This window comes from Cellulomonas sp. P2_F12 (assembly GCF_056403775.1).
The window spans coordinates 348,512-371,285 of the sequence record NZ_JBFUEV010000004.1 but is presented as its reverse complement, the minus strand read 5'-3'; the positions used below and the strand labels follow the sequence as shown (position 1 = coordinate 371,285).

General features: G+C 74.0%; 22 protein-coding genes. 1 reads left to right on the top strand and 21 read right to left on the bottom strand.

Annotated features, from left to right (window positions below; genetic code table 11):
* Nucleotides 1-18 precede the first annotated feature (18 nt).
* On the bottom strand, nt 19-1,881 hold the full coding sequence (locus AC1DWH_RS12390; RefSeq protein ID WP_477093925.1) for a cytochrome c biogenesis protein DipZ: 1,863 nt from the start codon (nt 1,879-1,881) through the stop codon (nt 19-21).
* A gap of 147 nt (nt 1,882-2,028) precedes the next feature.
* Between AC1DWH_RS12390 and AC1DWH_RS12385 the strand changes: the two genes are divergently transcribed.
* A complete protein-coding gene (locus tag AC1DWH_RS12385) occupies nt 2,029-2,706 on the top strand; it encodes a fasciclin domain-containing protein (protein WP_477093924.1) in 678 nt (225 codons plus the stop codon).
* Nucleotides 2,707-2,996: 290 nt separating this feature from the next.
* Here AC1DWH_RS12385 and AC1DWH_RS12380 read toward each other — a convergent pair whose 3' ends face one another.
* The 20 genes from AC1DWH_RS12380 to AC1DWH_RS12285 form a co-directional block, all read right to left on the bottom strand.
* A complete protein-coding gene (locus tag AC1DWH_RS12380) occupies nt 2,997-3,773 on the bottom strand; it encodes an anti-sigma factor (protein WP_477093923.1) in 777 nt (258 codons plus the stop codon).
* Entirely contained in the window at nt 3,770-4,345 is a 576-nt protein-coding gene (sigK, locus tag AC1DWH_RS12375; protein WP_456843851.1) for an ECF RNA polymerase sigma factor SigK, read from the bottom strand. Before sigK ends, AC1DWH_RS12380 begins: the two co-directional genes overlap by 4 nt.
* Nucleotides 4,346-4,460: 115 nt before the next feature.
* Nucleotides 4,461-5,018 carry a GyrI-like domain-containing protein gene (locus AC1DWH_RS12370; RefSeq protein WP_477093922.1) on the bottom strand — a complete coding sequence of 186 codons (558 nt, stop codon included), beginning with the start codon at nt 5,016-5,018 and terminating at the stop codon, nt 4,461-4,463.
* Between the two features lie 89 nt (nt 5,019-5,107).
* A complete protein-coding gene (locus tag AC1DWH_RS12365) occupies nt 5,108-5,296 on the bottom strand; it encodes a hypothetical protein (protein ID WP_477093921.1) in 189 nt (62 codons plus the stop codon).
* A gap of 70 nt (nt 5,297-5,366) precedes the next feature.
* Complete coding sequence (locus AC1DWH_RS12360; RefSeq protein WP_477093920.1) at nt 5,367-5,990, bottom strand: ArsR/SmtB family transcription factor; 624 nt, start codon at nt 5,988-5,990, stop codon at nt 5,367-5,369.
* Nucleotides 5,991-6,123: 133 nt separating this feature from the next.
* Nucleotides 6,124-6,294, bottom strand: a complete 171-nt coding sequence (locus AC1DWH_RS12355; protein WP_456843855.1) for a CsbD family protein — start codon at nt 6,292-6,294, stop codon at nt 6,124-6,126.
* A gap of 36 nt (nt 6,295-6,330) precedes the next feature.
* A complete protein-coding gene (locus AC1DWH_RS12350) occupies nt 6,331-6,777 on the bottom strand; it encodes an SRPBCC family protein (protein WP_477093919.1) in 447 nt (148 codons plus the stop codon).
* On the bottom strand, nt 6,770-7,363 hold the full coding sequence (locus AC1DWH_RS12345; RefSeq protein WP_477093918.1) for a DinB family protein: 594 nt from the start codon (nt 7,361-7,363) through the stop codon (nt 6,770-6,772). Before AC1DWH_RS12345 ends, AC1DWH_RS12350 begins: the two co-directional genes overlap by 8 nt.
* 67 nt (nt 7,364-7,430) lie before the next feature.
* Nucleotides 7,431-8,024, bottom strand: a complete 594-nt coding sequence (locus tag AC1DWH_RS12340) for a 1-acyl-sn-glycerol-3-phosphate acyltransferase (protein WP_456843858.1) — start codon at nt 8,022-8,024, stop codon at nt 7,431-7,433.
* Nucleotides 8,021-10,312 carry a SpoIIE family protein phosphatase gene (locus AC1DWH_RS12335; RefSeq protein WP_477093917.1) on the bottom strand — a complete coding sequence of 764 codons (2,292 nt, stop codon included), beginning with the start codon at nt 10,310-10,312 and terminating at the stop codon, nt 8,021-8,023. Before AC1DWH_RS12335 ends, AC1DWH_RS12340 begins: the two co-directional genes overlap by 4 nt.
* An 80-nt stretch (nt 10,313-10,392) precedes the next feature.
* The gene (locus tag AC1DWH_RS12330) at nt 10,393-11,562 is read right to left on the bottom strand and encodes an NAD(P)/FAD-dependent oxidoreductase (protein WP_477093916.1); all 1,170 of its coding nucleotides are present in this window, start codon (nt 11,560-11,562) and stop codon (nt 10,393-10,395) included.
* Nucleotides 11,559-12,599, bottom strand: a complete 1,041-nt coding sequence (locus tag AC1DWH_RS12325) for a semialdehyde dehydrogenase (protein ID WP_477093915.1) — start codon at nt 12,597-12,599, stop codon at nt 11,559-11,561. The genes AC1DWH_RS12330 and AC1DWH_RS12325 overlap by 4 nt, the downstream gene beginning before the upstream one ends.
* 82 nt (nt 12,600-12,681) lie before the next feature.
* Nucleotides 12,682-13,539, bottom strand: a complete 858-nt coding sequence (locus tag AC1DWH_RS12320; RefSeq protein WP_456843862.1) for an NAD-dependent epimerase/dehydratase family protein — start codon at nt 13,537-13,539, stop codon at nt 12,682-12,684.
* 10 nt (nt 13,540-13,549) lie between these two features.
* Complete coding sequence (locus AC1DWH_RS12315) at nt 13,550-14,521, bottom strand: aldo/keto reductase (protein ID WP_477093914.1); 972 nt, start codon at nt 14,519-14,521, stop codon at nt 13,550-13,552.
* Nucleotides 14,522-14,626: 105 nt separating this feature from the next.
* Nucleotides 14,627-16,117 carry an outer membrane protein assembly factor BamB family protein gene (locus tag AC1DWH_RS12310; RefSeq protein ID WP_477093913.1) on the bottom strand — a complete coding sequence of 497 codons (1,491 nt, stop codon included), beginning with the start codon at nt 16,115-16,117 and terminating at the stop codon, nt 14,627-14,629.
* 52 nt (nt 16,118-16,169) lie between these two features.
* A complete protein-coding gene (locus AC1DWH_RS12305) occupies nt 16,170-17,708 on the bottom strand; it encodes an outer membrane protein assembly factor BamB family protein (protein WP_477093912.1) in 1,539 nt (512 codons plus the stop codon).
* An 86-nt stretch (nt 17,709-17,794) separates the two neighbouring features.
* Nucleotides 17,795-18,745: an LLM class flavin-dependent oxidoreductase gene (locus AC1DWH_RS12300; RefSeq protein WP_477093911.1), complete on the bottom strand. Its 951-nt coding sequence runs from the start codon at nt 18,743-18,745 to the stop codon at nt 17,795-17,797.
* Nucleotides 18,745-19,311 (bottom strand): sugar O-acetyltransferase, encoded by a 567-nt coding sequence (locus AC1DWH_RS12295; RefSeq protein WP_477093910.1) that lies wholly within the window; start codon nt 19,309-19,311, stop codon nt 18,745-18,747. Before AC1DWH_RS12295 ends, AC1DWH_RS12300 begins: the two co-directional genes overlap by 1 nt.
* Before the next feature lie 21 nt (nt 19,312-19,332).
* Nucleotides 19,333-21,306 (bottom strand): penicillin-binding transpeptidase domain-containing protein, encoded by a 1,974-nt coding sequence (locus tag AC1DWH_RS12290; RefSeq protein WP_477093909.1) that lies wholly within the window; start codon nt 21,304-21,306, stop codon nt 19,333-19,335.
* 125 nt (nt 21,307-21,431) lie between these two features.
* Nucleotides 21,432-22,748 carry an FAD-binding oxidoreductase gene (locus AC1DWH_RS12285; RefSeq protein ID WP_477093908.1) on the bottom strand — a complete coding sequence of 439 codons (1,317 nt, stop codon included), beginning with the start codon at nt 22,746-22,748 and terminating at the stop codon, nt 21,432-21,434.
* Nucleotides 22,749-22,774 lie beyond the last annotated feature (26 nt).

Genomic DNA, 22,774 nt, shown 5'->3' with positions numbered 1-22,774 from the left:
CCCCGCTCATCTTCGTGCTCACCCGAACGTGAACGAGAAGACCTGGAGACCCTCCGACGCGGTCAGCTCGACGGATCCCTTCTGCAGGGACCGGCTGCTGACCAGCCGATACGCCTTCGGGGAGCCGTCGACGGTGACGGCGACCCGGTCCACGACCGTCCCGTCGCCGTCGCGCACCGTCGCCGTGACCGTCCCCGTGCCACCGATGACTGCCTGGACCACCGTGGCGTGATACCGCAGGCGCAGGGTCGCGTCCGGCCCCGCCGTGGCCCCCTGGTAGTCGGTGGTCCACGTCCCGCCGAACGCCACGGTGTCGGGCGCCTGCTTCGCCGGGAGCGCGTACGTCGCCATGCCCTCCCGGTAGTCGCCCGCCACGTTGGTGTGCTTGCTCACCGAGAGGAACGTCTCCGGCGTGACGTCACCGGAGGGCGTGGTGTCGTCCACCTGCGTCCGGGCCGGGAGCCGCACGCTCGGGTCCGCCGCCGTCAGCAGGTCGCGGATCAGCGTCTCGGTCTGCGCGTACCCACCCTCCCCCTGCGAGACCTGCCGGATCCGGCCGTCGGCGTCGATCAGGTAGTGCGCCGGCCAGAACCGGTTCCGGTACGCGGTCCACGTGGCGTAGGAGTTGTCCTGCGCCACCGGGTACGTGATGCCGAGCCGCTGCGCACCGTCCTGGACGTTGCGGGTCTCGCGCTCGAACGCGTACTCGGGCGTGTGCACGCCGATCACCACGAGCCCGTCGTCCTTGTAGGCCTGGTCCCAGGCGGTGACGTGCGGGACCGAACGCTGGCAGTTGATGCAGGAGTACGCCCAGAAGTCGAGCAGCACCACCTTGCCCTTGAGGTCGGCGAGGTCGACCGGGGCGCCGTCCGGGGTGTTGAACCACGTGTCGATGCCGCGGATCGCCGGCGCCGGTCCGCAGTCCTCCAAGGTCGCCGAGTTGTTGGTGCAGGCGGCCAGCTGCCGGTTCTCGTCGGTCACCAGCCCGCCGAGGCTGAGCTGCTCCTGAACCGTCTCGTTGGCGGCGACCTGCGACTGCAGCGCGTCCGTGTACCCGGGCAGTGCGCGCTGGATCGCGTCCGTCAGGTTGAACGCCAATGCCAGGGCCAGCGCGATCATGAGCGCGCCGCCCGCCGCGCGGATGCCGCGCTGGTGGGTGCGGAACGCGGCGATGCGCTCGGCGACCCGGCGACCCGCGAGCGCGAGGACCAGCAACGGGATCGCGGCACCCAGCGCGAACGCCACGGTCAGGACGATCGTGCTGACGCCGACGGCCCCGGTCGCTCCCGCCACCGTGATCGCGGCGAGCACGGGGCCCGCGCACGGCACGTAGACGGCACCCAGCCCCAGGCCCAGCACGAAGCCGCCGCGTCCGGCGCCGGGGGCGCGTGTGGGAGTCAGGCGCTGGAACGGCCGCTCGAGGACCTCCTCGAACCTCGGCACCAGCAGCCCGAGGCCCAGCAGCGCCAGCACGACGATGCCCGCCCAGCGCAGCAGGTCCTGCGGCAGGCCGAGCAGGTTGAGCAGCACCGTGCCGACGAGCGTGACCATCGTGAAGCTGGTGACCAGCCCGAGGATCACGAGGTACGGCCGACGTGCCGACGCGCGGTCGCGGGTGGGTGCCGGAGCCTCCAGGGTCGCGACGCCGCCGGGCACCCACGCGGTCGGTCCCGAGAGGAACGCCGGCTGGGCCATCGCACCCACCGCGCCTGCTGCCCCCTTCGTGGCCCGGCCCGACGCGACCTTGACGGCCTTCGGGGTGCGGGCCGCCTCGACGCCGCCCGCGAAGAACACGACGGGCAGCACCGGCAGGATGCACGGCGAGATGCCGGTGATGAGGCCACCGACGAGGCCGATGAGCGCGAGCGTGAGCAGGTCCATGCCGGAGGTTCGATGCGGTGACCTCGGCGGATGGGTGGCTGGAACTCCCCGGCGATCCGACCCATCCGCTCCCCCGACCGTCCCGAACCCCACCCGAGAGACGACCGGGCGGGCACCCACCCGGACCACGTTCAAGGGAGAGTCACCATGCGCACCACGCACCGCACCCGCATCGCCGCCGTCCTGCTGGCCGGCGTCACCGGCCTCGCCCTGACGGCCTGCAGCAGCTCGGGCTCGAACGACGACACGGCCGGCTCGGACTCGTCGGCCGCCATGGAGACGCCGATGGACACGCCCATGGCCACCGACGACGCCATGACCGCCGACCCGGCCGCCGACCTCGTCGGCCCCGGCTGTGCCGACTACGCCGCGGCGGTCCCCGACGGCCCCGGCTCGGTCACCGGCATGTCCACCGACCCGGTCGCCGTCGCCGCGTCCAACAACCCGCTGCTGACCACCCTCGTCGCGGCCGTCTCCGGCGAGCTCAACCCGGACGTCAACCTGGTCGACACCCTCGACGGCGGCGAGTTCACGGTGTTCGCGCCCGTCGACGACGCCTTCGCCAAGGTCGACCCGGCCACCATCGAGTCCCTGAAGACGGACAGCGCCACCCTGACCAAGGTCCTCACGTACCACGTGGTGCCCGGCCAGCTGTCGCCCGACATGGTCGTCGGCACCCAGACCACCGTCGAGGGCGGCACGGTCGAGGTGACCGGCTCCGGCGACGACCTGATGGTGAACGGCGCCAAGGTCATCTGCGGCGGCGTCCACACGGCCAACGCCACCGTCTACCTCATCGACTCGGTGCTGATGCCGACGATGTGACGACCCGGCGGACCGGCCGCTCCGGCGGCCGGTCCGTCTGCGCGCTCCCGGTCGCCCCTGACGGCCGGTGGAGGTGCGGAGCCCCCTCGCAGGGTACGGCGAGGGGGCTCCGTCGCGTTCGGCCACGATGCCCCGGCACGCCCGATCCCATGCGCCCGCCCCCCGCCCGCGCCCGTGAGAACGTCACTTCGCCGTGAGAACGGCAGTTCATAGTGACGTTCTCGCTCCGAAGTGACGTTCTCGGGGGATCGCGAGGTCCCGGGCGCGGTCAGTGCCGCGGCGGCCAGGGGTCAGGTGGCGGAGAGGACGACCAGCGGGGTCGTCGTCGGCTGGTCGGAGCCGCCGGCCGGTTCGACCGTGACCGCCAGGGCGTCGCCGGACGAGAAGTCGTCGGCGAGCTGGCGGGCGGTGCCGGCGTCGTCGGCGAGCACGCCGGCCGAGGCCGCCTGGTCGCCGCTGACCACCCAGAGCTGGTAGACGTGGTCGGCGCCCGGGTCGGGCAGGCCGGCCGCGCTGAACAGCGCCGCCTCGTCGGTGAGGATCGCGGTCGCGACGCCACCGCCGGTCATGTCGCCGTGGACGACGACGGCCGACGGGTCGGTGAGCAGGTCCGCGAGCGCCTGCTGCTGCTGCTCGAGCTGGTCGGCCCGGTGCGCCTGCTGGATCGCGAGCGCGGTGGGCACGGCGGCGCCGATCACGACGGCCGCCGCGACGGCGAGCCATCGCACGGGAGCGCGGCGTCGGCGGTCCGCGAGGTCCGGGACCTCCGGACGCGTCTCGTCGGCGTCAGCGGGGACCCCGGCCGTCGTCGCGACGTGCCGCGGGCTGCTCAGGGGGCCGAGCTGGGGCGTGCCGACGACCGCGGCGAGGACCGACGCGCGCAGCGCGGCCGGGGGGTCGCCGGCGACGGCCTCGCCGAGGGTGGCCGCGACCTCCATCAGCTGGGCGAGCTCGGCGGCCGCCGACGGGTCGCTGGCGACGAGCTGCTCGACGAGCTCGCGCTCGTCGGGGTCGACCGCGTCCAGGGCGTAGGCGCCGAGCAGGGAGCGGACCTCGTCGTCGGTCATGCGGCCACCCCCAGGCAGTCGCGCAGGCGGATCAGACCGTCCCGGATCCGCGTCTTCACGGTGGGCAGCGGCGCCGCGAGCTCGTCGGCGACCTCACGGTAGGTCCGGCCGCCGTAGTACGCGAGCACCACCGCCTGCTTCTGGGTGGGCGTCAGCGAGCCGAGGCAGTCGCGCACCCGGACCTGCTCGAGGGCGGACTCGACCTCGTCGACCACGACGTCGTGCTCCCGCTCGGTGCTCTGGTCGAGGACCCGCTGGTCGCGGTCGCGCTGGGCCTGCACGGAGCGGACGCGGTCGACGGCCCGCCGGTGGGCGAGCGTCAAGGCCCAGGTGCGAGCGGAGCCGCGCGCGGAGTCGTAGCGCGCGGCGGTGCGCCACACCTCGACCCAGACCTCCTGCGCGACCTCCGCGGCGTGGTCGGGGTCCCGCAGGACGCCGAGGCAGGTGCCGAAGACCCCGCGGCCGAGGGCGTCGTACAACGCGGCGAACGCGACGTCGTCGCCCTGCGCCACGTCCGAGAGCAGGGCCTCGGCCGAGCGGGGCGCGTCAGCCTCGTCCGGTCCGCGGTCCACGCGGGCCAGTGTGCCCCAGCACGCAGCGGCCCGCCGCTCGGCAGGTGCGAGCTGCCGCGGTGGAGCGAAGAGCTGAGGCTGGGACATCGGATCCGTCGTCCGTCGTGCGAGTGGGTCACCGAAGGTTCGGCGCGGACGTGTCCCCGGATGGCTCTCGGGCCGGACCGGTGTCGGCGAGCCTGAACACCAGCTGCGTCTCCCAGCCGGTCATGTCGGGCTCGACCCGCGGGTCCGACAGCTGCAGCTCGAGGCGGCAGCCCCAGGCGTCGCCCTCCGGGGTGCTCCACCGGTCGAGCTCGAGCCCTTCGGCGTCGGCCCAGGCGAGCACCGAGGCGGTGACCTGGACCAGCTCCTCGGGCGGCCCGACGTGGCTGGTGAGCACGTACCGGCCGGCCGGGAGGACGCCCGGCACGACGTCGCCGTCGGCCCAGTGGACGGACTCGGCCAGCGGCACCCCGGCTTCGACGACCATGCCGCGGTCCATGTCGATGACGTCGTACCGGAAGAACGGCGGCCCCGCGGGCGTCAGGCTGTGGTCCGCAAGCCAGGCGAACAGGTCGGCGAACCGGCCCGCCACCTGCGAGAACGTGCCCGGGGTGACGGTCCGGCTGATGCCCACGTACGGCACCGCCGGTCGGTCCACCAGCACGGGGACCACGGCCGAGCGCTCCATCCGACCCGCCTCCTGCGCCTGAGGCTACGTCCGCCGGATGTGCGGCGCACGGCGTTCAGGGCCGGGAGGGAGGGGTCAGGAGCGAGGGGTCAGGAGTGCAGCGCGAGCGCGGCCGCTCGGTGGGCCTCGCGACGACGCTCGTCGGTCTCGTGCTCGAGGCGCTGCCAGTGCTCGACGACGACCACGGGGCGGTCGGTCCGGCGGGGCGTCCTGGTGCGGAGCGCCAGCCGGGGGACAGGGATGCGCACGGTGCGCACGTCGTACGTCAGCGCGACCATGTCACGCCTCCTCGGATGCGATGGGCTGCGGTGCGGGTGCGATCGCTCGGGGCGACCGGATCAGGTGCGTCTACCTGGTTGACGAAGCCGGTGGCGTGGGTTCGACACGCAGGTCCGGGTGGCTCGTGGCGAACCACCGCATGAGGCGGGCTCCGGCGGGCCGCGCGGCGACGTCGCGGGAGCGGTCCACGTACGGCTTGAGCAGGGCTCCGATGGCGTCGAGCAGCTGCTCCGACTCCTCCGGCGTGGCCCAGAACGTGTCCTTGGTCATCGAGGCCGGCAAGGGGGTCCCCGCCAGCTCGTCGGCACGGTCGGCCCGCTCGCGCAGGAAGCTGACGAAGCTCTGCGCCTCCTGCTCGACGGTCACCTCCGCCAGCTCGACGACGGCGCGGACCGAGCCGGGGACGGACTCGTCGGGCACGAACTGGGCGCGGACGGCACTCGGCCGCCACGGGCGCTCGCGCCCCCGCTGCGGCGCAGGCTCGATGAACCCGTACCGGGCGAGGAGCCGCAGGTGGAACGAGCAGTTGGCCACCGACTCGCCGGTGTGCCTGGCGCACTGGGTGGCCGTGGCCTCGCCGACGTCGTCCAGGTACTCCAGGAGCGCGAGCCGCAGCGGGTGGGCCAGCGCGCGGATGCGCTCGGGGTCGCTCCGGCTGGTCCGGGTGTCTGCGCTGCTCTCATCCTGCGTCATGGCTCGACCCTACGACGCGCAACGGTCGTTGCGCAAGAGTCATTGCGAAAGAGATGTTGAGGAACACGAACCATGAACGACGAAGGCCCCCACCGTCATGGTGGGGGCCTTCGTCGATCGGGCGGGAGCTAGATCACTTGAACGCGTCCTTCACGTTCTCGCCGGCCTGCTTGATGTTCGCGCTGGCCTGATCCGCCTTGCCTTCTGCTTCGAGACGCTCGTCGTCGGAAACCTTGCCGGCCGCTTCCTTGACCTTGCCCTTGGTTTCTTCCGCAGCGTTGCTGATCTTGTCGTCGAGACCCATCAGAATCACTCCTCTCGGGTTGGCAACACCTCGACGTTAGGACGCGTCCGCCGGCTTCGCATCCCGAGCGACCGCGTCGCGCAGCGCGCCCAGCACCTGCTCCCAGAGCCCGGTCGCGTGCTCCACCTCGTCCTGCGAACCGTTGCCGTCCTGCTCGAGCGCGACCGTGGTCGAGCCGTCGGCCTCGTCCAGCGTGAACGTCAGGTGGTGGTAGTTCTCGGGCACGTCGGGCTGCCCGCCGAGCGGCGAGTAGTGCGTGTACCGCAGCAGCCGTGGGGGGTCGATCTCGACGATCTCGCCGTGGTCCTGGAACGGCTTGCCGTCCCACTCGCCGTCGAAGGTGATGGGGTCGCCGACGACATACGTGCTGGTCACACGCGCGCCGACCATCCAGGTGGCGGTCGGGTCCACGAGCACGGACCAGACCTCCCCGGCGGGAGCGGGGATCTCGACCGTGGCGCGGGCCACGAGGTTCTCAGACATGCGTACCTCCTCGGACGCGGTACAGGTCGGTGAGCGTGAAGATCTCCGACCCGTGGTGGATGAGCTCCCGGTTGACGTGCGCCACCAGGTGGGCGAACGGCGCCTGCCGGTCGATCTCGGTGGCCTGGCTGAGGCCGACCGTGAAGATGTCGTCGTCGGACATGGTCGCGATCCCGGCCCGCCAGAGGTCGGCCGTGCGCGTCAGCTCCGCGACCGCCGGCCCGACCTCGCCGGAGTACACGAGCGTGGGCCGACGCGCCGCGTGGGCGCCGAACGTCCAGTCGTACCGTTCCGTCAGCACCTCGGTCAGGTGCGCCACGAGCCACGCGACCGTCCGCGGTCCCGGGTGCTCGACGCCCGGCGCGGGCCACTCGACCACCCAGTCCCCGACCCCGAACGTCCGCGCCGCGGTCGACTCAGCACGGCGTCGCACGCTCAGTGCCCCCGGCGCAGGCTCCCACTGGAACTCGTCCTGGGTCACGGTCTCGAGCCGCTGCCCGAGCTCCCACCAGGAGAACTCGAGCTGCCCGCGCACGACCGCGCGAGGCGTGGGATCGCTGAGGATCGACCAGTCGAACTCGTCCATCGGGTGCGCCTCCTGGGCGGCCGTGCCAACCCGCACGACCGTACCGACGACCTCCGACACCCGCCCGTCAGGCGGCCGGGCGCTCGGCCTCCGGCGTCTCCTCGCGCAGCCGCGGCTCGGTTCGGCGGTAGGGCGCGAACCCGGCCTTGTCGGCGTAGAACGCGCGGACGACGTCCATGTCGGCCGCGACGTCGCCGGTCAGGTGCAGGGTCGGCCCGAGACCCGTGGTCATCGTCGTCCGGTCGACGTAGCCCAGCGTCACGGGCAGGCCGGTCGCGCGCGCGATCCGGTAGAAGCCCGACTTCCAGCCGGAGCCGCTGCGGGTGCCCTCCGGGGTCACGACGAGGTAGAAGCGGTCGCCGCCCTGGATGCGGGCGACCAGCTCGTCGACCAGGCCGGCCGGGTCGCGCCGGTCGACGGGGATGCCGCCGAGGCCACGCATGAGCGGGCCGGCAGGGCCCTTGAACAGCTGGTGCTTGCCGAGCCAGCGGACCTTCAGGTCGGCCTCGCCCGAGATGGCGAGCATGAGGATGAAGTCCCAGTTCGACGTGTGCGGGGCGCCGATCAGCAGGCCTGCCCCGTCCGTGGGCACCCGTTCCGTGCGCAGGTCCCAGCGGCTGAGCCGCCAGTAGGCGCGGGCGAGGGTGCGTCGGAGGCTCACCTCTGGACCGTACTTGACCCATCCCGGGAACGGCGCAGCAGCAGCACCGTGACGTCGTCGATCGAGGCCGGGTCGCGGCACTCGCGCAGCACCTGGTCGAGGTCGATCTCCCGGTCCGGGTCGTCCGTGTGGTCGACCAGCCGGCGCAACCGTCTCAGCCCGTCCCGCAGCGAGGTCTGGCGCGAGTCGACGACGCCGTCGCTGTAGAGCATCAACCCCGCGCCCGGCTCCAGCCACAGCGTGCTCGTCGGCACCTCGCCGGAGCCGACGCCCAGCGGACGGTCGATGGGGACCTCCAGGAGCACGGCGGACCCGTCGACCTGCAGGTGCAGCGGACGCGGGTGGCCGGCGACCGACAGGGTCACCTCGCCCGTGCCCACGTCGACCAGCGCCACCACGACCGTCGCCATCTCGTACGGCATGGTCCAGCGCACCACGTGGTCGAGGGCCGCCAGCGTCACGGCCGTGGAGTCGCCACGCAGCAGGTACGCGCGCAGGGCGTTGCGGATCTGGCCCATCGCGGCGGCCGCGGACAGACCGTGACCGGCCACGTCGCCGACCACCACCGCCAGCCGGCCGTCGGGGAGCACGAGCGCGTCGTACCAGTCGCCGCCCACCCGTCCACCGGCGGCCGGCTCGTAGCGCGCCTCGACCGACCACCCGTCCGGTGCCGGGAGCGACGCGGGCAGCAGGCTGCGCTGCACCATCTCGGCCGCCCGCACCTGCAGCCGGCTGCGCTCCAGCAGCACCTCGAGCAGGTGCCCCCGCAGCTCCTCCGCCGAGCGCACCTCCCGGTCCGACCACGGCTCGCACTGGCCGCGCACGGTCTCCCGCCACAGGTCGAACGACTTGCGGGGGCTCAGGCGCACGTCGTCGCCCTCCCGCTGCGCGATCGCCTTGTTGTGGGGATCGCCGCCCCAGTCCACGTTGTGCACCGCCTCGTGCCGCAGCCAGACCAGCGCCTGACCGTCCGGCAGCCGCAGCGCCAGGAGCCCGGCCACGTCGGGCAGCGCCGCCGCGAGCGCCGGCTCCTCGAGCGCCAGCGCGCCCCGGACCACCACCTCGGCCTGCTGCTCGGCCACCCACGCCAGCAGCGCCGTCGGGTCGGCACGCACGCGGCCGACCGAGTCGACGACCCCGTCGGCCGAGACGACCGCGCCCTGCGCGGGCACGAGGTCGAGCAGCGCCGCGCCCGTGACCAGCGCCGTCGCGAGGGAGCGGTCCTCGTCGCGGGCGGCCAGCAGGATGCGCGCCTGGGTGCGGCCGGCGCGGATCCGGTCCTCGAGCTCGTCCTCCTCGACGCGCGCGACCAGACGCAGCGAGAGCGTCGACCCGAGGAACTCCGCCGCGGCGCGCACGCCGTAGGGGGGCTCGTGGGGGCCGGAGTAGTGGTGGCACGCGATGAGCCCCCACAGCCGACCGTTGCGCAGCAGCGAGATCGACATCGAGGCCGCGACGCCCATGTTGCGCAGGTACTCGAGGTGGATGGGGGACACGCTGCGCAGGATCGAGTGCGTGAGGTCCAGCGGCTCGCCCGAGCGCTCGTCGAGCCCCGGCGCGATCCGTGCGGGCGCGTAGCCGACGTCCGAGATGAGCCGGATCCAGTTCTTCTCGTACAGGGCCCTGGCCTGCGGCGGGATGTCGGTCGCGGGGTAGTGCAGGCCGAGGAACGGGTTGAGGTCGGGCCGCATGGCCTCCGCGACGACCTCGCCGTTGTACTCGGGGTCGAAGCGGTAGATCATCACGCGGTCGAAGCCGGTGAGCGCCCGCACCTCGCGCGCGGTGATGTCGTACAGCTGACCGAGCTCGTGGGTGTGGTTGAGCTGCTCGACCGCGCCGCGGACCGCCTGGTACGTGTTCGGGAACGAGAACGGCCGGGGGCCCGACGCCAGCTCCAGCTCCACGATCAGCAGGGTGTCGTCGTCGACCGCGATGCGGTGCAGCACCGCGTCGAGCTCGAGGTCGCCCTGCGGCGTGGCGGCCGTGACCAGGATCGGGTTGCGTGCCCGCAGGTTGCCCCAGGTGCGGACGTGCAGCTCGATCACGTCGGCACCGTGCGGCCCGAGCACGTCCGCCAGGGTTCCGCCGAGCACGTCCTCGACCGGGCGGCCCAGCACGGTGCCGACGTTCTCCGACGCGTGCCGGACGACGAGGTCGGGCTCCGTCACGGCGAGCAGCACACCCCGGGGCTGGATGCTGCCCGGGACGTGGATGGGCTCGCGCGCGCAGTTGTCGAGGTCGACCGGCTCGTCGTTCGCCAGGAAGGTCGTCCCGTCCGCCTCGGCCATGCCACCTCCGCCTCGTCGCGAGATCGCCGTGGCGACCACACTCGCACGATCGAGCGCTCCGGTGGGACCTTCCGCACGGATCAGCGTCGCGCAGCGACCGCCGGCAGCGCCGGGGCGAGGCGGGACCGGCGGACCAGCTCCCCGGGGACCCGCACCGCGCGGGCCCGCGACGGCATGAACCGCAGGAAGAACCCCACCCGCATGAGCCACGCGACCCAGCCGGTGAGCGGGATCCCGTACAGGTCGGCGACGCCCCGGCCGACCCCGAACGACGCCGCCTGGCCCAGCCCGAGGTAGCGGAAGCGCCGACCGGGCCGGCCCGTCAGCGCGCGGGCCACGTTGCGGCCGACGTGGTCGCCGGCCTTGATCGCCCACAGCGCGTTGGCCGTGACAGGCAGGCCGCTGCGCGGGTGCGCGACCGATGCGGCGTCGCCGGCGGCCCACACGTCGGGCGCGACGAGCAGCTCCCGGGTGGTCACCAGGCGGCCGCGGCCGTCGCGCGGGAGCGACTCCAGGCCGGGCAGAGCGACCGGTCGCTGGCCGGTGGTCGCCAGGACCACGCGCGTGCCGACGACCGACCCGTCCGACAGGGTCACCGACTCGTCGTCGGCGGCCACCACCCGCACGCCGGTCCGCACGTCGACCCCGAGGCGCGCGAGCTCCGCGGCGCAGCGGGCGGCGAGCCGCGGCTGCTCGTCGTGCAGCGCGGGGACCAGGCGGTCGGCCGACTGCACCAGGACCACGTCCGGGGCGCGGGCCGTCAGGGCGGCGGCGAGCTCGACCCCCGCGAGCCCGCCGCCGACCACGACCACCGGCCCGTCCAGGACGCGCACGTGCTGCAGCAGGTCGGCCAGGTCCCCGGGTCGGTGCAGCGTGAGCGCCTCCCCGTGCAGGCCGTCGAGGGGTTCGCGGCCACCGGTGCCGACGACGAGCGCGTCGTAGCCCAGGCTCTGCTCGGTGTCGCCCGACTCGAACAGCACGCGCCGCGCGACCAGGTCGACCCGCGTGACCCGGGCGTGCAGCACGCGAGCGGCAGGCATGGCCTCGGTCAGCGGCGTCTGCGTGAGCTCGATCGGCAGCAGGCCGGAGACGACCTCGCCGGTGAACCCGTGGAAGTTGTGCACCGTGTCCGCGCTGAGCACGACGATCTCCACGTCGCCGCGCCGCAGCTCGCTGCGCAGCCGCCGCACCAGGGCGGCGTAGGCGTGCAGCGTCACGTACCCGCCGCCGAGCAGGACGACGCGCTTCACCGCGCACCCGCCTCGACGAGCAGCGGCCGGCCGAAGCTGGTCGGGGTGGCGGCCGCGAACCCGTGGTGCGCGAACCGCCGCGCGAGGCCGCGGACGTGGGACACGTGGTCGAGGGTCGGGACCCCGGTGGAGAAGTGCCCCCGGTGGCCGGCCAGCCCGAGCAGGAAGGTCTCGGCGAAGCACGCGTACGCCTGGCCGCGCGGCAGGCCGATGTTGCCGCCCTTGAGCTCCATGCCGGGGATCGCGACGACCCCGCCGTCCACCACCGTGACGTCGGGCCGGGCGGCGGCGAGGTCCGGCGAGGTGTTGCGGGGCTGGGTCGCGTCGAGCACGAGGGCGCCGGGCGCCAGGTGCTCGGCCCCGAGCAGCGCGTCCGCCGACGCCGTGAGCAGCACCACCGCGTCGCAGGCGCGGACGTCGCGCAGGTCGGTCGACGTCGTCGTCGGCATCCGCGCCCCCACCTCCGCCGCCAGGTTCTCGAGCTTGACCGTGCCGCGCGCCACCAGCAGCAGCGAGTCCACCGACCCGCCCCGGGCCAGCAGCCGGACGAGTGTGGTGCCGACCGACCCCGTCGCCCCGACGACCGCGACGCGACGATCGGTGGCGCCGGCGAGCAGCTCGAGCAGCTGGTCCTCGACGATCGCCGCCGTGTACGCGTTGCCGTTGGTGACGCCGATGTCGGTCCGGCCCCGCAGCGTCGCGCCGCCCGCCGTGACCGTCGCCGTGAGCGCGCCGAGCCCGACCACCTCCGCGCCGAGGCGGGCGGCGTGGTCGATCGCCCGACCCACGCGCGTCCGGCCCTCGTGCGGGTTGTCCAGCAGGTGCCTCGCGCCGAACGGCACGACCACCACGTGCCCGACCGGCGCCTGGTCCAGCGTCACGCGGGCCAGCGTGTGCGGCGGCAGCGGGAGCGAGCGGACGGCCGTGTCGAGCAGCCCCTCCGGCACGCGGCCGAGCGGACGCCAGATACGGGCCAGGTCCTCGCCGAGCCGGGCTCGCGGGTGGACCAGGAAGGCGAAGCGTGCGGCGGTGCTCATCGGTGGCTCCCGTGGCTCGAGGTGTGCCCCGAAGGGGCGCCGCGAGAGCTCTCTGATACCGCCGGTACTGGAGCGGGGTCCGTCAGACCTCGTCGCGCCAGGTGTGCTGCGGGTCGTAACCGAGCAGGCGGCGGGCCTTGTCGATGGACAGCAACGTCTCGCGGCCCTCGATCTTTCGGGTGACCGGCACGTCGGGGAAGTACTCGGCGACCAGCTCGGCCGACGGGCGCTCCAGCACGATGTCCGGCGACGCCACGATGAACGCCTCGAACCCGGTGAGGTCGCTCTCGAGCGCGAGCCGGACCGCCAGGGCGCCGTCGCGGGCGTCGATGTAGCCCCAGAGGTTCCAGATGCGGCTGCGCGGGTCGTCGGCGAAGCCCGGGAACGCGGCGTAGTCGGCGACCTCCATGACGTTGGAGAACCGCAGCCCGATCAGCTTGAGCTCGGGGTCCCAGCGCGTGAAGTGCCGCGCCATCTCCTCCTCGACGGCCTTGCCCAGCGAGTACGTGCTCTCGGGGCGGACCGGGTACTCCTCGTCGACCGGGACGTACGGCGGCGGCGTCTCGAACGGCAGCCCGAGGACCGTCTCGCTGGAGGCCCAGACCACGTTCTTGATCCCGGCCCGGCGCGCGGCGCTGAACACGTGGTGGGTGGCGACCACGTTGTTGGCGAAGGTGGCGCCGCTGGGGAGCAGGCCCGGCGCGGGGATCGCGGCGAGGTGCACCACCGCGTCGACGCCGTCGTACCGGTCGTCGATGCCGGTCAGCGCCTCGGTCACCTGCCCCAGGTCCGTGAGGTCCACGCGCGTGAACAGCGCCCTCTGACCGGCCGGCGGGAGGGCGGAGTCGACGTTGACCACGTCGTACCCGTGCTCCGCCAGGTGCTCCACGACCGCACGCCCGAGCTTGCCTGACCCACCGGTGACAACGACGCGACTCATGGCCCCGACGCTATCCCGCGTCGACCCAGGCTCGCTCCGGCGGGAGCAGCGCCTCGAGCGCCGGCCAGATCGCGTCGGGCAGAGGCTCCGAGGCCAGGTCGAGCGTGCGGGCGACGCGTCCGGGGCGGCTCATCCCGACGATCGTCGACGCGATCCGGGGGTCCCGCATCGAGAACTGCAGCGCCGCGGTGCCGAGATCGGTGTGGAAGTCGGAGCACACCCGCCGCATCGCCTCGACGGCGGCCAGCGTCTCGGGCGGCGCAGGACGGTAGCCGTACGTCGTCGGCCCCCCGGCCTGGAACGCCAGGATCCCGCCGCCGTAGATCGCCGCGTTGAGGATGCCCATCCCCTGCCGGACCGCCTCGTCGAGCAGCGGGCCGGCGCTGCGGTCCACCAGGGTCCAGCGGTTGTGCACCAGCAGGACGTCGAAGACGCCCAGGTCCAGGTACTTGGCGATCTCCTGGACCCGCCCGCCCGCCAGGCCGATCGCGCCGACCTCGCCGGCCTCCTTCAGCTGCACCAGCGCCTCGACCGGTCCCCCCGGCGCGGACATCTGGGCGAAGTCGAACGACTCCGGGTCGTGCAGGTGGACCAGGGGCAGGTGGTCCAGGCCCAGGCGCTCGCGGCTCTCCGCGACGGACGCGCGCACGCGGTCGGCGGAGTAGTCCCGGCCGGCCGGGTCGACCTTGGTGGCGATGACGACGCCCTCGGGCACGCCGCCGGCCTCCACCAGCGCCGCGCCGATGCGTCGCTCGCTCTCGCCGTCGCTGTACGCGTTCGCGGTGTCGATGAACCGGATCGGGCTGTCGAGGGCCGCCAGCACCGTCGCGACTCCCTCGTCGGCGGAGACGTCGCGTCCGAACAGGGCGGGCATGCTGCCGAGCGGGCCACCGCCGAGACAGACCGCCGAGACCTGGAGGCCCGTGGGGCCGAGATCGCGGATCCAACCGGGCTGACCGGGTGCGTAGTCAGGCGTCTTCATCCGGCCATCCCACCACGGAGAGGTCGCCGATGTCGGAGGTACACCCGGTGATCGTCATCCTCGTCCTCATCGCGGCGATCGGCCCCGACGCATCGATCTGTCGACCTAGGGCGTGAAGGCGGTGATGGTGTCGACGCCGACCCCGAACAGGTGACGGTCGACGACGACGAGCAGGTAGATGCCGGTCGGCGCCTGAACGGTCCAGGCACGCCGGCCTCCGCTGAGGTCGTAGGCCGCCACGGTCCGGGGAAGACCCGAGGCGAGCACGACCACGTGCCGCCCGTCGGTGATCAGGCTCTGCCCTCGCGCGCCGTCGGGAGACCGCTGCCAGACGAGGCGCCCCGATCGCAGGTCGCGCACTGCGAGGCCGTCCCGACCCAGCGCCGCGAGCCTCCCGTCGGCCACGAGCATCGTCACGACGTCCCGTGCCGCCCGGCGGGGCATCTGCCACGCCGTGACCCCCGTCGTGACGTCGACGGCGCGGATGCCGGGGCCCTGCAGGAGAAGGATCTCGGGGGTCGAGCCGTCGTCGGTGGGGATCCAGGCGGGGTACGACCGGCCCGCGTGCACGCGCCGACCGGTGAGGAGGTCGGTGAGCACGTCGGTGTCGTCGAGGTTCCAGGCGCGCCCGCGCAGCCACGACACCTGGTCGGCGTCGAGCGCGCCGACCCCCTCGCCGTCCGCGGAGTACAAGGCGGTGGACCCGAACCACGAGACCGCGAGCATGCCCTCGAGCACCTGCACCGAGGCGGACGCGGACCCGCGCCCGCCAGGGTGCCGAGCGACGTCGACCCTCCAGCGCCGTGTCCCCGTCGAGGGGTCGATCCGCTCCAGACCGGCCGGCCCGTCCCCCGTCTCGGGGACGTCCAGGACGACCAGGTCCGGGCCCAGCGCGACGATCGAGGACCCCCTGGTGAGGTGCCGGTCGAGGAGCGGCTCGCCGGTCGAGGCCGCGAAGGTGCGGAGCCGCAGCGACGCCGCCACGACTGTCGTGCCGTCGCCCAGGAGCTCGCCCGAGACCGAGCCGAGCCGCCAGGAGTTCGGGACCAGGCACGCGACGACCGGCGCGTCGGGCGCCAGGCAGGTCGTCGGGTCGTCCAGCGACCGGCCACCGAACGCCACCAGGTCGGGCGCGGTCGTCAGCACCGACCGCCAGAGCTCGGCCCCGGTCGAGGCGTCGAGCGCTCGCAGCGACTGCATCGCGCCGGTCCCCTGCTCCCACACCACGAGCGCGCCGTCGCGGATCCAGGCCCGACCGGGGACGGAGATCCCGCCGCTGTTCGGCTCCGGCGCGGACGTCCACGCGAGGCGGGGGGCCTCGGGCATCGGGGCGAGCACCTCGGGCATCAGCACGAAGGTCGCCGCGAGCGCGCGCTGCTCGCGCGCGGACACATCGACGGGGACCATGATGGCGGCCGCGAGCCCGACGGCTACCGCGACCGACATCGCCCGGTGGATCCGGGACCAGGCGAGTGCACCGCGAGCTCCGGCGACGACCGCGCCACGGGCGTGCGCCACCTCGTCGTCCGCCGGTGCAGGAGCGCACTCCCCCTGCTCGAGGAGCTCGACCTGCTCCATCACGGCGCGACGCACCATGACCGACGGTACTGCCGTAGCGAACCTCAGAACCAGGACAAACCGGGTGATTCTACCCACCGGCGGTGAACGCCACGATCCCGTCCGGACTCAGGGCGAAGAGGCGGTTGTCCACGACCATGAGGGACTCGAGGGTCGAGGGCGCGTCCACCGTCCACGCGCGTCGACCGTCCCGGAGGTCGTAGGCCACGACGTCTCCGTGGAGCCCGTTGCCGAGGACGAGGGCCAGGCGTCCGTCGGTCGCCAGGGTCTGTCCCCGGTAGCCGACCGCAGGCAGGGTCCAGGCCACGGCGCCGGTCCGCAGGTCGCGCACCTGCAGGTCACCGTGGACCAGCAGCACGAGGAGCCCGTCGACGGCGAGCATCGTCGGGTCGCTGCTCGGCGCGAGCTCGGGCGCGGCCCACGCGGTGCGGCCGGTGGTGACGTCGATGGCGCGCAGGCCGTCGACGTCGCCCTGCAGGAGCAGGATCTCGGGGGCGGATCCGTCGTCGGTCCGCAGCCAGGCCGGGTACGCACCCGTGACGTCGACGCTCCGGCCGGTGTCGACGTCCAGCAAACCCGACGGGTTGTCGGGGTCGGGCGTCCACCGGTGCCCCCGCAGCCGCCACCACTCACCGGTGTCCGGACCGTCCGCCGGTGTGCCGTCGGCCGTGAACACGTGCGTGCCGCCCCGCCACCGGACGGCCAGGTCGTCCCCGTCGCGCAGCACGTTCGCGAAGTCGGTCGCGGCCGCGCCGTCGACGGCGCCGCGAGGGATCGAGACCCTCCACCGCACGGCCGCGGTCGCGGGATCGAGTCGTTCCAGGCTCGACGCGCCCACGTCGGCGTCCGGCGTCTGCGCGACGGCGACGTCCCCGCCGATCGTGGCGAGGGAGGAGTGGACCGAGACCTGCGTGTCGACCAGCACCGACCCGTCGGCGACGTCGAACGTACGCAGACGGACAGTCATCGGGGCCATCAGCGTCGTGGATCCCACGACTCCGCCGTCCGCGTGGAGGTCGTTGCCCGTGCGGAGCCTCCAGTCCACGGGCACCACGCAGGCGACGACGCCGTGGCCCTGGGCCCTCGCGGGCGCGACGCACGCCGTCGGGTCCTCGGCCGAGAGGTACTGGGGGTCGCCCAGGTCCGCGGCCTCCGAGAGCGCAACGGTCCAGAGCTCGTCCCCGGTGCGGGTGTCGAGTGCGCGGAGGTGGTGCGCGAAGTCGGCCGTCTGGTCCCAGACGACCAGGACGTCGTCCCGGATCCAGGCGTGGTCCTGGACCCCTGCGAAGAAGTCGCCGCGATCGGACGCCGACGTCCACGCCACCCGCGGCGCCGTGCCGAGCGGGGCGAGCACCCCGGGCAGCGCCGCCAGGGCCGCGTCACGCTCCCGGGCCGTCCGTGCGGAGAGCGTCACGGGGATCGCGACGGCGACCGCGAGCGCGAACGCTGCGGCGCCGGTCAGGGCGCGGTGGCGACGGACCCACGAGAGACCTCCGCGCGCGGCCTTGACGACGGCGCTGCGGGCACGGTCGACCTCGTCGGGCGAGCTCGTGGCGGCGTCGCCGGGCTCCATGAGCTCGACCTGCGCCATCTCGCCACGGTGCGCCATGAACGGACGCTACCCGCCGGCCGGCGCTGGTTCACCGACTCGGCGCGACGAACGTCGACGCGACCTCCACCCGCAGCCGCCGGTCGCTACAGCACCCGCGCGAGGTCCTCCAACGCCGCCATCGGGTCCGCGCCCACCGGGATCAGCACGGTCGTGGTGACTCCCGCGTCGTGCAGCTCGCCGATCCGCTTCCTCGCCCCGGCCACGGTCCCGACGACCGCGAGCTGGTCGACCCACTCGTCGGGCATCGCGGCCGCGAAGGCCGGGCGGTCGGCCGCCCCGGCGCGCAGGGCGCGGAACTCGTCGGCGAACGGCAGCGGGGCGATGTGCACGTCCCAGTCGGGCTCGCCGATCCACTCCAGCGCGGGGCGGACGGCGTCGCGGGCGGCGGTGGCGGAGTCGTCGACCGCCGCGACGCAGTACGCCACGATGCGGTGCTCCCGGGTGGGGGCGATGTGCCGGAGCGCCTCCGCGACGTACTCGGGGGTCACCGGCTCGGCGAGGATCGTGCCGTCCGCGGACCGGCCCGCGAGCGCGAGCGCCTTGGGACCGCGAACACCGGCAAGGACTCGCGGCAGGCTGCTGGGCGGCGAGTGGAGGTCGACCCCGTGCAGCGTCACGTACCGGCCGTCGGCGTCGACGGAGCCCCCGCGCAGCACCGCGCGCACGGCGTCGAGGTGCTCGCCGAGCATGGTGAGCGGGCTCTGGGGCCAGGCGTCCACCTGCCGCATCCAGCCGGGCATCCCGTGCCCGATGCCGATGTCGACCCGGCCCGGGAAGAGCTGCGCCAGCGTCGCGGCCTCCATCGCGGTGAACGCCGCGTTGCGCACGGCGGCGGGCAGGATGCCGATGCCCACCCCGATGTGCTCGGTCATCGCGAGCGCCGCGGCGGCCTGGGCGACGCCACCGCGGAAGAAGCAGTCCTCGACCACCCAGAGCTCGTCGAACCCGAGCGCCTCGGCCCGCTGCGCGAAGGGCTTGAACCGGTCGGCGGGCAGGTCCCGCGGGAGCATGACGCCGACGGCGCGCTCGGTCATCAGATCTCCTTGATCACGCGCGCGGGGTTGCCCACCGCGACGACATTCGCGGGCAGGTCCTTGGTGACGACGGCACCCGCGCCGACGACGGTGTTGTCGCCGATGGTCACGCCCGGGCAGACGATGACGCCGCCGCCGAGCCACACGTTGTTGCCGATGGTGATGGGCTTGGCGGCCTCGAGCTTGTTCCGACGCGGCTCCGGGTCGACCGGGTGGATCGGGGTCAGCAGCTGGACGTTGGGGCCGATCTGCACGTCGTCGCCGATGTGGATGGGCGCGACGTCGAGCGCGACGAGCCCGAAGTTGGCGAACGTCCGCGCGCCGACGTGCAGGTGCACGCCGTAGTCGACGTAGAGCGGCGGCCGGATCCACGTGTCCTCGCCCAGCGACCCGAGCAGCTCGCGGAGCCGGTCGACGGCGTCGTCGTCGCCGTCCCTGACCGCCTGCGCGAACCGCTCCGCGCGGGCCTGCGCGGCGCTGGTCAGCGCGTGGATCTCGGCGTCGGCCTCGTACGAGTCGCCGGCGACCATGCGTGCGTACTGCGTGCGGGTGTCCTCGTCACTCATGCGCCCGACGCTCTCACAGCGTCACCCCTGAGCCGCACGCAGGAACTGCTCGAGCAGCGGCCCGGCCGTGGTCGAGCCGTACTCGCCGACGTCGACGAAGACGGCCACGGCCAGGTCGCCCTGGATCGCGATCATCCACACGTGGTTCTGCAGGCTGCCGGCGTCGCCGAACTGGGCGGTGCCGGTCTTGGCGGCGACGGGGTCACCGGGCACGTCCTGCAGGAACGCGGCCCCGCCCTCGGTCACGACGGAGCGCATGAGGTCCTGCAGGGTGGCGGCCTCGGCAGCCGTCAGCGGGACCGTGGGCCGAGGGGTCTCGGTCGGCGTGGCGGTCCCGGAGTCGGACGGCTCCGGGCTCGCCGCCCCCTCGACCGGGACCACGAGCCGCGGCACCACGGTCGACCCGTGAGCGACGGACGCGGCGACGGTCGCCATGCCCAGCGGGGAGGCGAGCACCCGGCCCTGGCCGATCATCGACGCAGCGTGGTCCGTGCCGTCCGAGTCGCCGGGGACGTCGCCGAGGAACGCGGGGAACCCCAGCGCCGCGTGCGAGTCCAGGCCCAGCGAGCCCGCGGCGTCGATCAGCGCGTCCTGGTTCGCGGAGTCGCGCGCCGAGATGAAGGCCGTGTTGCACGAGTTGGCGAAGGCGGTCCGCAGCGGGACGGTGCCCAGCTTGTCGGTGGGGTACTCCGGGAAGTTGGAGAAGGTCCGGCCGTCCACGGACACGGTCGCGGGGCAGGTGGTGTCGCTGTCCGGCGACAGCCCTGACCGCAGCAGGGCCAGGGCGCTGATCACCTTGAACGTGGAGCCCGGCGCGAACTGCCCGAGCGTCGCGGTGGACATCCCCTCGCCGCCGGAGCCGCTGGCCGCGGCGAGCACGTCGCCGGTGGACGGCCTGATCGCCACGATCGCGCTGGCCGGGGCGACCCCGGCGAGCACGTCCTCGGCCGCGTTCTGCAGGCGGACGTCCAGCGTCGTGGTCAACGGCGTGCCCGGCGTCGGCGGGACGTCGTACAGCTGGCGCGGCGTGGAGCCGTCGGCCTGCGCGGCCGTGATGGTCAGGCCGGGGAGCCCCCGCAGCTGCGCGTCGTACTGGCGCTGCAGGCCGGACAGGCCGGCCAGGTCCCCGGCCGCCACGGCGCCGTCGGACTTCTCGACGATCTCGGCCGTCGCCTCGCCGACCGACCCGAGGATCGGCCGCGCGAACCGGCGGCTGGGCGCGAGCGGCAGCGTGCCGACGACGTCGTTGACCCCCGGCATCGCGGCGAGCGTGAGCACGTCGTAGCCGGGATCGCCGTCCCGGATGGTGATGGCCTCGACGAACGCCTTCTCGCCGGCCGCGGCCACCTTCGCCGCGTACGCGTCGGGGTCCTGCCCGAGCTCGTGTGCGAGGGCCCGGGCGGCCGCGTCCTGGTCGGGCGCGGCGACCCGGGTCTTGTCGATGCCGAGGTGGTGCACGGTGCGCGGCTCGACGATCACCGCGCCGTCGGCACCGAGCACGTTCGCCCGGTCCGCACGTGTCCGCTGCACGGTCAGCACCTCGCCCGCCGTGAGGTCGGGGGCCAGCATGGTCGGCGCCCAGGTGACGTGCCAGACGTCCTTGTCGTCGCGCGTCATCTTCGCGTGCGTCTGGTACGTCCAGTCCGCGTCGCTCTCGTCGACGTCCCACGTGAAGCCGAGAGTCGCCGTCGCGGCGTCCTCGTCAGTCTCGTCCACCGTCGTCGAGACGACGGTGACCGCGGGCTCCCACGGCGCCAGGCCCCCGTACGCGGCGGTGCGCTCGGCCGTCGCGGCGGTGCTGTCGGCCTGGCCGCCGGCGAACGGCGCCTTGGCGAAGTTGCCGGAGGCGAGCGCGGCCGCGAGCGCCTTCGCGGCGCCCTGCGGTCCGGGCGGGTCGGCGGAGCAGGCCGTCAGCCCCGCGACCACCAGCAGCACGGCCACCCCGCCGCCCGCGAGCCGTCGCCGCGCCACCGCCCGTTCACCTGCGAACGTCATGCTGTCCCCTCGTCGTGCGGCACCGCCGCCGCCCTCTGCTCGAGCAACGCTCCGAGAGCGTGTCATCACCCGGTCGCCTCGCGTGGGCGAACGGTGCAGCCTTCACCTTTCCTCCCCAGAGAACCTCAGCCGAACAGACCGGCGGGGTCGTACGCCTGCCTCACCCCGGCCAGCCGCTCGGCCGTCGCCGCGTCCCACACCGGCTCGACCCTGCCGCCGAAGTTCGCGTTGAGCTCCACGGCCGTCCACGGCTGCACCGCGTCCGCGAGCGCCTGCGCCGCCACGGGCACGGTCGTCCCGAACTGCGTGGGGTCACCGGCGACCACGCCGAGCGTGAAGGCGGCCTGCCGCCCCGCGACGGCCGAGCCACCGGGGACGTCGACGTTCGCGGGGCCGGCCACGTGCCGCAGCTCGGAGGCGACGAACGGGTGCTGCGTCCCGGGCCCCACCTGACCGAGCACCGCCGTCGCCAGGTCGTCGTCGGCGTGGGTGAGCATGAACCCCCGTACCCAGCTGGGCCCGGGGTCGGTGGGGTCGTTGTGGATCTCCCTCGCGCGGGCGACCGGCAGCACGGCCACGGTGTCGGCCAGCGTCGGCGCGAGCGCCCTCAGGGGTGCCGCCACCGACTCGCCGACGGAGGCGTCCCCGGGCCGTGCGAACCGCAGCACCAGCACGGTCCGGCCCCGCAGGAACGGGGGCACCGCCTCGAACGGCGGGAAGCCGATGATCGCCACGCTCGTCGTGGTCTCCGGGTCGGCGGTCCGCGTCCACGCCAGCCAGCCGCGCAGCGCGGTCTCGATGTGCTCGGCGTCGAAGAAGAGGGAGCCGGCGTACAGCTCCGGCATCGCAACGAGCCGGACCCGTACCTCGGTCACCACGCCGAGCCCGGACTTGCCGCCGCGGAGCGCCCAGAACAGGTCGGGGTGCTGGTCGAGCGACGCCTCGACGAGCTCGCCGGTCCCGGTGACCACGGCGAACGACTCGACGCGGTCGGAGCTGAACCCGTGGCTGCGCGCGAACGGCCCGAGACCGCCGCCGAGCAGGTAGCCGACCACGCCGACGCCGGCCGACGACCCAGCGATCGGCGCGAGCCCGTGGGCGTCGGCGACCGGCACGACGTCGCTCCAGCGGGCACCGGCGCCGATGGTGGCGACCTGCGTCGCCGGGTCGACCGCGACGCCGTCGATCCGGTGCGTAGTGAGCAGGACGCCCGACGTCACGGGGGTGACGGCCCCGTGCCCGGTGGCGAGCACCGAGACCGGGACCCCCTGCTCGGCGGCCCAGCGGACCGTCGCGACGACGTCCTGCGCCGACGCGGCCCCCACCGCCACGTCCGGCGTGTGCAGCACGGCGCGGTTGTGGGCGGCGACCTCGTCGGCGAACCCCTCGTCGTCCGGGAGGAGCACGGGACCGGTGGTGCGGGAAGCGAGGGGATGAGACATGCCGACGGCTCCCTGCAGATCGGGTT

What these genes read in the sequence shown, in the direction of transcription:
- AC1DWH_RS12390 (WP_477093925.1), bottom strand. Translation starts at nt 1,881, where the DNA reads ATGGACCTGCTCACGCTCGCGCTCATCGGCCTCGTCGGTGGCCTCATC.
- AC1DWH_RS12385 (WP_477093924.1), top strand. Translation starts at nt 2,029, where the DNA reads ATGCGCACCACGCACCGCACCCGCATCGCCGCCGTCCTGCTGGCCGGC.
- AC1DWH_RS12380 (WP_477093923.1), bottom strand. Translation starts at nt 3,773, where the DNA reads ATGACCGACGACGAGGTCCGCTCCCTGCTCGGCGCCTACGCCCTGGAC.
- AC1DWH_RS12370 (WP_477093922.1), bottom strand. Translation starts at nt 5,018, where the DNA reads ATGGAGCGCTCGGCCGTGGTCCCCGTGCTGGTGGACCGACCGGCGGTG.
- AC1DWH_RS12365 (WP_477093921.1), bottom strand. Translation starts at nt 5,296, where the DNA reads ATGGTCGCGCTGACGTACGACGTGCGCACCGTGCGCATCCCTGTCCCC.
- AC1DWH_RS12360 (WP_477093920.1), bottom strand. Translation starts at nt 5,990, where the DNA reads ATGACGCAGGATGAGAGCAGCGCAGACACCCGGACCAGCCGGAGCGAC.
- AC1DWH_RS12355 (WP_456843855.1), bottom strand. Translation starts at nt 6,294, where the DNA reads ATGGGTCTCGACGACAAGATCAGCAACGCTGCGGAAGAAACCAAGGGC.
- AC1DWH_RS12350 (WP_477093919.1), bottom strand. Translation starts at nt 6,777, where the DNA reads ATGTCTGAGAACCTCGTGGCCCGCGCCACGGTCGAGATCCCCGCTCCC.
- AC1DWH_RS12345 (WP_477093918.1), bottom strand. Translation starts at nt 7,363, where the DNA reads ATGGACGAGTTCGACTGGTCGATCCTCAGCGATCCCACGCCTCGCGCG.
- AC1DWH_RS12335 (WP_477093917.1), bottom strand. Translation starts at nt 10,312, where the DNA reads ATGGCCGAGGCGGACGGGACGACCTTCCTGGCGAACGACGAGCCGGTC.
- AC1DWH_RS12325 (WP_477093915.1), bottom strand. Translation starts at nt 12,599, where the DNA reads ATGAGCACCGCCGCACGCTTCGCCTTCCTGGTCCACCCGCGAGCCCGG.
- AC1DWH_RS12320 (WP_456843862.1), bottom strand. Translation starts at nt 13,539, where the DNA reads ATGAGTCGCGTCGTTGTCACCGGTGGGTCAGGCAAGCTCGGGCGTGCG.
- AC1DWH_RS12315 (WP_477093914.1), bottom strand. Translation starts at nt 14,521, where the DNA reads ATGAAGACGCCTGACTACGCACCCGGTCAGCCCGGTTGGATCCGCGAT.
- AC1DWH_RS12310 (WP_477093913.1), bottom strand. Translation starts at nt 16,117, where the DNA reads ATGGTGCGTCGCGCCGTGATGGAGCAGGTCGAGCTCCTCGAGCAGGGG.
- AC1DWH_RS12305 (WP_477093912.1), bottom strand. Translation starts at nt 17,708, where the DNA reads ATGGCGCACCGTGGCGAGATGGCGCAGGTCGAGCTCATGGAGCCCGGC.
- AC1DWH_RS12300 (WP_477093911.1), bottom strand. Translation starts at nt 18,745, where the DNA reads ATGACCGAGCGCGCCGTCGGCGTCATGCTCCCGCGGGACCTGCCCGCC.
- AC1DWH_RS12295 (WP_477093910.1), bottom strand. Translation starts at nt 19,311, where the DNA reads ATGAGTGACGAGGACACCCGCACGCAGTACGCACGCATGGTCGCCGGC.
- AC1DWH_RS12290 (WP_477093909.1), bottom strand. Translation starts at nt 21,306, where the DNA reads ATGACGTTCGCAGGTGAACGGGCGGTGGCGCGGCGACGGCTCGCGGGC.
- AC1DWH_RS12285 (WP_477093908.1), bottom strand. Translation starts at nt 22,748, where the DNA reads ATGTCTCATCCCCTCGCTTCCCGCACCACCGGTCCCGTGCTCCTCCCG.